Source organism: Leptolyngbya sp. FACHB-711 (assembly GCF_014695615.1).
In the GTDB taxonomy this organism is placed as follows: Bacteria; Cyanobacteriota; Cyanobacteriia; order Elainellales; family Elainellaceae; genus Leptolyngbya_A.
The window spans coordinates 1-7,137 of sequence record NZ_JACJOR010000237.1 but is presented as its reverse complement, the minus strand read 5'-3'; the positions used below and the strand labels follow the sequence as shown (position 1 = coordinate 7,137).

The 7,137-nt window shown below is 53.3% G+C and carries 6 protein-coding genes; 5 read left to right on the top strand and 1 reads right to left on the bottom strand.

The window, feature by feature from the left end:
* The 3 genes from H6F80_RS08990 to H6F80_RS08980 form a co-directional block, all read left to right on the top strand.
* On the top strand, positions 1-304 hold a 304-nt coding region (locus H6F80_RS08990), incomplete at its 5' end, for a hypothetical protein (RefSeq protein WP_242067245.1).
* 522 nt (positions 305-826) lie between these two features.
* Positions 827-2,035 (top strand): cell division protein FtsZ, encoded by a 1,209-nt coding sequence (gene ftsZ / locus H6F80_RS08985; RefSeq protein ID WP_518523544.1) that lies wholly within the window; start codon positions 827-829, stop codon positions 2,033-2,035.
* Entirely contained in the window at positions 2,036-2,959 is a 924-nt protein-coding gene (locus H6F80_RS08980; protein ID WP_190791235.1) for a DMT family transporter, read from the top strand.
* Positions 2,960-3,073: 114 nt separating this feature from the next.
* Here H6F80_RS08980 and galE read toward each other — a convergent pair whose 3' ends face one another.
* Entirely contained in the window at positions 3,074-4,078 is a 1,005-nt protein-coding gene (gene galE / locus H6F80_RS08975; RefSeq protein WP_190791234.1) for a UDP-glucose 4-epimerase GalE, read from the bottom strand.
* 164 nt (positions 4,079-4,242) lie between these two features.
* On the opposite strand from galE, the gene H6F80_RS08970 reads away from it, so the two are divergent.
* Together H6F80_RS08970 and H6F80_RS08965 are read left to right on the top strand one after the other, a co-directional pair.
* Positions 4,243-5,697 carry a cobyrinic acid a,c-diamide synthase CobB gene (locus H6F80_RS08970; RefSeq protein WP_190791233.1) on the top strand — a complete coding sequence of 485 codons (1,455 nt, stop codon included), beginning with the start codon at positions 4,243-4,245 and terminating at the stop codon, positions 5,695-5,697.
* Positions 5,698-5,773: 76 nt separating this feature from the next.
* A partial coding sequence (locus H6F80_RS08965) for a cation:proton antiporter (RefSeq protein ID WP_190791232.1) occupies positions 5,774-7,137 on the top strand: 1,364 nt, incomplete at its 3' end.

Sequence of the window (7,137 nt, the reverse complement as noted above, 5' to 3'; positions counted from 1 at the left end):
TGATCGGATGCGCTATCTGACTCAGAAGATTGAGGTGAGCGATATTGCTTTTATTGATCTGAGAAACCCAGATATGCCCCGAATTGAGACAACTCAAGTGGTTTCACCAATCCTCAGTGCAGCTGAAAACGTACCCGAGAACGCAGCCGAAAATGCAGAGGACGATCAATTCCAGCAAACGATCGAGCCATTGACCGAATCAATCGATGCCGTTTCAGGTGATGCAGCGTCAGGCGAAGCAATGCCATCAGAAAATCAATCAGACATCGGCACAACCGAGCCAGCGGGAGAAACAAATCTTTAGCAATGCTTTTTTAGCCGCAGCTAAAATTCACGCTTCACCAAACTGCTGAATTGACGCTTTATTAAACTGGAGAATCGAAAATGAAAGCAACCTGTTTTGTAAGTTCAACCAGCGTTTTAAGCAGGCGAAAATACGATCGATCGAAACTGAAAGAAGACGGTTGCTGACTGAAACTATTCCAAACGAATCGAGCATCTTGGTGATTCGATTTCATAAATTAGTTTCACAAAAGTTAACTCAATGGTTCGACGCTTGCTTTCCAGGAATTCAGCGATTTCTCCTACAATTCTGCTAACAATGCAGAGCAAACCCGAATCAGGCAGCATAGACCAGGACAGTGCAGTGTAACCCCGAATTTAGATTTGGTTTTTCCTGCAACTTACCCTATATTTATCTAGAGTCATCCTGCTTTATAAAGCCTTTGAATCCTACACTATCTAAATTCCGATGACATTTAATAGTAGATTAGAAAATACCCATAACGACTCCCCTGATGCAAATCAGGGTAATTCCGCTTTGTCCATGAATTCAACTAACCCCTTTAGCTCAAACTCTGGGGTAAACTTGGGACAACGTGACGTCAAAGGCGCACTGGGAGAAGAAGCCAGGAGTGGAGAAATTGTGCCGAGTAGTGTAGCCAGAATTAAAGTCATTGGTGTAGGTGGTGGCGGCTGCAATGCCGTGAATCGGATGATTGCCAGCGGAGTTGCGGGCGTTGAATTTTGGACGGTGAATACCGATGCCCAGGCGTTGACTTATACGGCTTCTTCAAGCTGTCTGCAAATTGGGCAGAAGCTGACGCGAGGCTTGGGTGCAGGAGGAAATCCGGCGATCGGGCAAAAGGCAGCAGAAGAGTCTCGTGATGAGATCGCGGCTGCGCTGGAAAATGCGGATCTCGTCTTCATCACCGCAGGCATGGGTGGCGGCACGGGAACGGGAGCTGCGCCGATCGTGGCAGAGGTTGCCAAAGAAGTCGGTGCGCTGACGGTCGGAGTTGTAACCCGTCCTTTCACTTTTGAGGGCAAACGCCGCACTAATCAGGCAGACGAAGGCATTTCTGGACTGCAAACCCGCGTTGATACGCTGATTATTATTCCGAACGACAAGCTGCTGACGGTCATCTCAGAGCAGACGCCTGTTCAGGAAGCATTCCGTGTGGCAGACGATATTCTGAGGCAAGGGGTGCAGGGTATCTCCGATATCATTACCATTCCTGGTCTGGTGAACGTGGACTTTGCCGACGTGCGGGCAGTGATGGCAGACGCAGGTTCTGCGCTGATGGGCATCGGGGTTGGTTCGGGCAAGTCCAGAGCTAGGGAAGCCGCCACCACCGCGATTTCTTCGCCACTGCTGGAATCGTCGATCGACGGAGCAAAGGGCGTAGTCTTCAATATCACAGGCGGTAGCGATCTCACCCTGCACGAAGTGAATGCGGCGGCTGAGATTATTTACGAAGCAGTAGACCCCAACGCCAATATTATCTTTGGGGCAGTGTTAGACGATCGGCTTCAGGGCGAAGTGCGAATTACGGTGATCGCGACCGGATTTTCGACTGAACCTCAGCCCCAGCCTGCTCAAACCTCTAGAGTGTCTCCCTTAAAACGAACGCCTCCTGCCCCGCCAACGATGACCCCGCCTCCGCAGCCGCTTCCCCCGACTTCAGAGCCGCGCACCAAACCGGGACTCGATATTCCTGAATTTCTTCAGCGTCGCCGTCCACCCAAATATTAAATGGCTGTCCCGACGCGTCCTTCACCCTGGACAATCGGGCTGATTTTGACGATCGGCGTGCTGTCGGTTTCTGCGTCGGCAGTTTTCATTCGGCTAGCATTGCAGGCAGCAGGCGTGTCAGGCGTGGGGTTTAGTTTGGTGCTAGCGGCAAGTCGGTTGACGATCGCCTCTCTCATCCTGGCTCCCACCTGGAGGAACTTTGCTGGCTTCAAGCTCTCGCCGCGCAGCTATAGCTTCTCGATCGCCGCAGGTGCATTTTTAGCAATTCATTTTGCCACCTGGATCGCGTCGCTGTCCTATACTTCGATCGCAGCTTCGGCAACGCTGGTGACGACCAATCCCGTGTGGGTTGCGCTGCTGTCCTGGCTCTGGCTGGGGGAAAAGCTAAACAAGCTGACGATCAGCGGAATTGCCGTGACGCTGCTAGGGGGCGGACTGGTTGCGCTGGGCGGAAATACCGCAATGGGCGCAGGCAGCAACCCGCTCTTGGGAAATGCACTGGCATTGATTGGCTCCTGGGCGGTCAGCCTTTACTTTTTGTTGGGACGAGAAGCACAGCAGCAGGGACTCTCGATCGGCAATCATCTCGTGCTCACTTACACAACAGCGGCTCTGCTCCTATTCCCTCTGCCGTTGCTGTTAGGTACAGGCTACACCGGGTATCCGATCGCCGTGTATGGTTATATTCTGCTAATTGCTTTATTTCCGCAGCTTATTGGACACAGCAGCCTGAATTGGGCAGTGTGCTGGGTATCGCCAACATTGGTGACGCTGACCATTTTGGCAGAACCTGTAGGGTCGAGTTTGCTGGGGGCGATCGTCTTTCAGGAGAATCCAGGTTTTGGGGTGCTCCTGGGAGCGATCGTGATTCTGAGCGGAGTTGCGATTGCTGCTTGGGGGTCGCGATCGGTTCAGGACCAGTAGGATGCTAACGGCATGGGCTTCCTGCATGCCCAAATTAAATCAGCGGTGGGATGGGCATCTGCTTTGGGCAAGTGAGGACACCCACCCCACTAATATTCCCCATTAATATTCAATTCAATCGGCGGGATGGCGGCGTTGATGCCAGTTCCAGGCATCACGGAGAATCTGGTGAATATCAGCGTGTTGGGGATGCCAGCCAAGGATTTCTTTTGCCTTGCCGCTACTGCCGATTAGAGCGGGGGGATCGCCGGGACGACGATCGCATTCCACGACTTTGATCTCTCGTCCGGTCACTTCTCTGGCAGCGTCGATCACCTGCTTCACCGAGAAACCGCTGCCGTTACCCAGATTAAATTTCGCACTCTCCTTGCCCTGCATCAGATATTCCAACCCCAGAACGTGCGCTGATGCCAGGTCTGTGACATGGATATAGTCACGAATGCAGGTTCCGTCGGGCGTGGGGTAGTCTGTGCCAAAGACGGAAATCGAATCGCGCTTGCCCAGAGCTGTCAGCAGCACCAGGGGAATCAGGTGAGTTTCAGGCTGGTGATCTTCACCGAGCCGTCCTTCGGGATCGGCACCTGCGGCGTTGAAATAGCGAAAACAGACCGACTTCAGCCCATAAGCCACATCAAAATCCGCCAGAATGCGCTCGACCATCAGCTTCGTTGCCCCATAGGGATTGATCGGGTTTTGAGGATGATCTTCAGGAATCGGCACCGCAGTCGGAATGCCGTAGGTGGCGCAGGTTGAGGAAAACACAAACTTTTTGATATTGGCAGCGACCATTGCTTCTAGCAGCGTCAGCGTTCCAACCACGTTGTTTTGGTAATATTTCGCTGGATCGGTCACGGACTCACCCACGTAGGCATAGGCAGCAAAGTGCATCACGGCAGCAATGTCACGGCTAGCGAAAAGCTGATCCATCAATGCCCGATCGCTTGTATCACCCACGATGAGTTCAACTTTCAGCACGTCTTCGACCAGTTCGCGATGCCCATAGACCAGGTTGTCGAGCACGACCACGTTATAGCCTGCCTGCTGGAGTGCTAGCACTGCATGGGAGCCAATGTAGCCTGCGCCACCCGTTACTAAGATCGTTGGTTTTGCCTCAGACACGTGCCTTCCCTCCTGATAATTGCTTACATCACCATAGCGATTTTCGTCGATCGATCGCCTCTGCCGCTTGGGGTTTGATTAATTCTTTATCGAACTCTAAAGCAAGAGCGTTTGCTTTTTGGCAAGATGAAGGCGCACCTCATCAGGACAGATTAGGAAGAAGAATGGCGGTGGTGATTGCAGGCGATCGAAGTGGAGTGGGAAAAACAACTGTCACGCTGGCGTTGCTGGCAGCACTGCGGCAGTGGGGATCAGTGCAATCTTTTAAGGTTGGACCCGACTATATCGACCCGATGTTTCACTCGTATGTGACCGGGCGATCGTGTCGCAATCTTGATCCGGTTCTGACTTCTGAGGCGTATGTGCAGCAGTGTTTCAGCCAGCAGACGCAAACGGTAGACTATGCGCTGGTGGAAGGCGTCATGGGACTCTTTGACGGGGCAGGAGCATCCGATTGGGCAAGTACCGCACATATTGCTCGTTTGCTCGATTTGCCCATCCTGCTGGTGCTGGACTGCGGCCGCATGGCACGATCGATCGCCGCTTTAGTCCACGGATTTCGATCGTTTGATCCCACTCTGCGGTTTGCTGGGGTTGTTCTGAATCGGGTCGGCAGCGATCGACATCTGGAACTGCTGCAAGCTTCCCTGGAACCGCTGAATTTACCGATTTTGGGTGTGCTGCGTCGTCAGGCAGAAATTACGATTCCCGATCGCCATTTGGGGCTGGTTCCGACGGATGAATTGCCGCAGATGCAGGATTTGCTCGATCGGTTGGGGACTCTGGGGCGGGAGGGGTTTGATTGGGAAAAGCTGTTGCCGTTGATCGAGGCGGGAAAGGGAATAGGCCCTCAGGCGAACCGCCCCCTAAATCCCTCTATTCTGGGGGATTTTGAGATGCAGCGTGTGGAAATTCCATCGAGCGGTATTCCTTCCTTTATGGCGACTGAAGCACAAACTGATCGGTTGCGGGTTTCGCTGGGCGAGAATCGTCCTCGCATTGCAGTTGCTCGCGATCGAGCGTTTAGCTTTTACTACGCGGACAATCTGGATTTGCTCGAAACGCTGGGGGCAGAGCTAGTTGACTGGAGCCCGTTAATTGATTCTGAACTGCCCGCAGGCGTGAACGGTTTGTATTTTGGCGGAGGATTCCCGGAGGTTTTTGCGGCTGAACTTGAGGCAAATTCTCAGGCACAGGCATCGGTGCGATCGGCAGTTTTAGCCGGAATGCCAACTTATGCAGAATGTGGGGGGCTGATGTATCTGAGCCAGGGTATTGTCGATTTTGAGGGGCAATCCTGGCAGATGGTGGGAATTTTGCCCACTATCGCCCAGATGGGCAAACGGCTGACCCTGGGCTATCGGCAGGCGATCGCCTTGCAGGACAGTCCTTTATTACCGCAACAGGCGATGGTTTGGGGACATGAGTTTCATCGATCGACTTTGACTCAGCCTCCAGTTCCACCGCTTTATCAGATCCGGGGTTATGATGCCACCAGTTCAGTTTCGACTGAAGGATGGCGGCTACATCAGGTTCATGCGTCCTATGTGCATCTGCATTGGGGTGGCGATCGCCGCATTCCATTCAATTTTTTGAGAGCTTGCGGGCAGTTTGAGTAGGGCAATGGCAGCCTGTGACCTGTAGCCATGTGTCAGCCATGCGTCGTTTTCGGTTCTTTCCTCCGTTCTTTCCATCATGTCCTTATCGATCGTGCTTGCTGAAATTCAAGAAGTGAGCCTGCCGTCTCAGGGGAGCTTTGAAGAAATTGTCGTTGGTTGGATTATTCTGCTGCTGGTGGCGACGGGGGTTGCGCTGCTGTCGCGCTGGTTTCGCATTCCCTATGTGACCGGATTAGTGCTGGCAGGTTTAGTTATCGCGCCCTGGATTCCCGATCGCGTCAGTCTTGATTCGTCGCTGATTTTGAATTTGTTTCTGCCGATCCTGCTGTTTGAGGCGGCGATCAATACCGATGTTAGTCGGCTCCGCAGCACGGTCAAGCCGATTTCGCTGTTGGCAGGTCCGGGTGTGGCAATTGCAACGGCGGTGACGGCGATCGGCATCAAATATGCCCTGAATCTGCCCTGGATTACGGCTCTGATTCTGGGCGTGATTTTGGCGATTACGGATACGGTGTCAGTGATTGCGGTGTTTAAGGAAGTTTCCGTTCCGTCGCGGCTGACGACGATCGTGGAAGGCGAAAGCTTATTTAACGACGGCGTTGCGCTGGTGCTATTTAATCTGGTCTTGCAGGCGAACCTGAACGGCTCTGTGACGATCGCCGATGGCTTTGAAGCCTTGATTGTGGTGATTGTGGGCGGTACGTTGGTGGGGCTGGCGTTGGGCTATCTGGGGGCAGGACTGTTTGCCCGATCGGATGACAATCTCAGTAGCATTCTGCTGACTGTGGCGCTGGCATTAGGTACGTTTCAGGTAGGTCACACGTTAGGAGTGTCGGGCGTGGTGGCGGTTGTGGTGGCAGGGCTGATGGTGGGCAACGTGGGGCAGTCGCGTCAGGTGGCAGCTTCTAACCGCGTCACGCTCTATAGCTTCTGGGAATACGCCGGATTTGGCGTAAACACGTTTATCTTTTTGCTGATTGGGGTGGAGGTGAATCTGATTTCCCTCTGGCAGACGCTTCCCGCCGTGCTGCTGGCAATTTTGACGTATCAAATCGGGCGAATTCTCGCGGTTTATCCCTTGCTGACCCTGGTAGGCTGGATCGATCGCCCCATTCCCCCTCGCTGGAAGCACGTTTTATTTCTGGGCAATATCAAAGGATCGCTGTCGCTTGCGCTTGCCCTCAGCCTTCCCGAACTGCTGCCTGGCCGCAGCGATGTCATTACGATTGTCTTTGGTGCAGTTCTTCTTTCCCTTGTCGGTCAGGCCTTGAGTCTTCCCTGGTTTGTGAAACGGCTCCGGCTTTCCGCAGTCTCCCCGACTCAGCAGCACACCGAAGAACTGAGGGCGCAGCTCATTATTGCCAAAGCCGCCCAGGATGAACTCGACAGCCTGCTAAAATCCGGCGTTTTGCCCAAAGCGATTTATGAGGAAATGCGATC

Excerpts from the sequence above, each read along its gene's own strand:
- ftsZ (WP_518523544.1), top strand. The coding sequence starts at position 827 with ATGAATTCAACTAACCCCTTTAGCTCAAACTCTGGGGTAAACTTGGGA.
- H6F80_RS08980 (WP_190791235.1), top strand. The coding sequence starts at position 2,036 with ATGGCTGTCCCGACGCGTCCTTCACCCTGGACAATCGGGCTGATTTTG.
- H6F80_RS08970 (WP_190791233.1), top strand. The coding sequence starts at position 4,243 with ATGGCGGTGGTGATTGCAGGCGATCGAAGTGGAGTGGGAAAAACAACT.